General features: G+C 73.4%; 1 protein-coding gene. It reads right to left on the reverse strand.

Annotation, left to right across the window (positions count from 1 at the left end):
* Window positions 1-915: UvrD-helicase domain-containing protein (locus CCN33_RS25830; protein ID WP_167387946.1), on the reverse strand; the 915-nt coding region annotated here is incomplete at its 3' end.
* Between the last annotated feature and the right edge of the window lie 165 nt (window positions 916-1,080).

The raw sequence follows: 1,080 nt of genomic DNA on the forward strand, positions 1-1,080 counted from the left end.
GATGGCCTGGCAGGGGTCGCCCACGGCGGTGACGGGGTGGCCGGTGCCCTGGCCGAAGAGGCCCGCCAGGAGGACGCGCTGGGCGACGGAGGTGTCCTGGTACTCGTCCAGCAGGACGACCCGGAACTCCTCGCGCAGCAGGCGGCCCACCTCGGGGATGCGGGCGAGGCGGGCCGACAGGGCGATCTGGTCGCCGAAGTCGAGCAGGTCGCGGGTGCGTTTGGCGGCCCGGTAGCGCTGGACGAGCCCGGCGAGTTCCCCGCGCGCGGCGAGCGTCTCGGGCACCTTGCGCAGATCGGCGTTGCTGAGCCTGGCCCCGTCCAGGGTGGTCAGCAGGTCGGCGTCCCAGGCGCGGAGTTCCTCGGGGTCGACCAGGTGCTCGGACAGCTCGGAGTCGAGCGCGAGCAGGTCGGTGACGAGGTCGGCGAACGAGCGGGTCAGCGCCGGGTAGGGTCCCGGCGCCTCGCGCAGCACCCGGGCGGCGAGCTGGAAGCGGGTGGCGTCCGCGAGCAGCCGCGAGCTGGGTTCCAGGCCGAGGCGCAGCCCGTGGTCGGTGAGCAGCCGCCCGGCGAAGGCGTGGTACGTCGAGATGACGGGCTCGCCGGGCGGGTTGTCCGGGTCGATCGCGTCCGGGTCGGTGATCCCGGCCTTGACCAGTGCCTTGCGGACGCGTTCGGCGAGTTCGCCGGCCGCCTTGTTGGTGAAGGTCAACCCGAGCACCTGCTCGGGGGCGACCTGGCCGGTGCCGACCAGCCAGACGACGCGGGCGGCCATGACGGTGGTCTTGCCCGAACCGGCTCCGGCCACGATCACCTGCGGGGCGGGCGGCGCGATGATGCAGGCCGTCTGCTCCGGGGTGAACGGGATGCCGAGCAGCTCTTTGAGCTGCTCGGGGTCGGTGAGGTGCGCGGGCATGCGGGGAAGGCTAGCGGCGACCGCCGACAAACGGGCGTCCGGTCTGTGGAAAGCGCAGGTCAGCGAGGTGCCGCGGTGCCGTACGTCACTCCACCACGTGCCGTCCCTCGGGGCGTGCGCTGCACGAGGCGCGGAAGGAGCAGTGGGCGCAGTGCTGGCCGGTGG

This window comes from Streptomyces recifensis (assembly GCF_002154615.1).
Classification (GTDB): domain Bacteria; phylum Actinomycetota; class Actinomycetes; order Streptomycetales; family Streptomycetaceae; genus Streptomyces; species Streptomyces griseoluteus.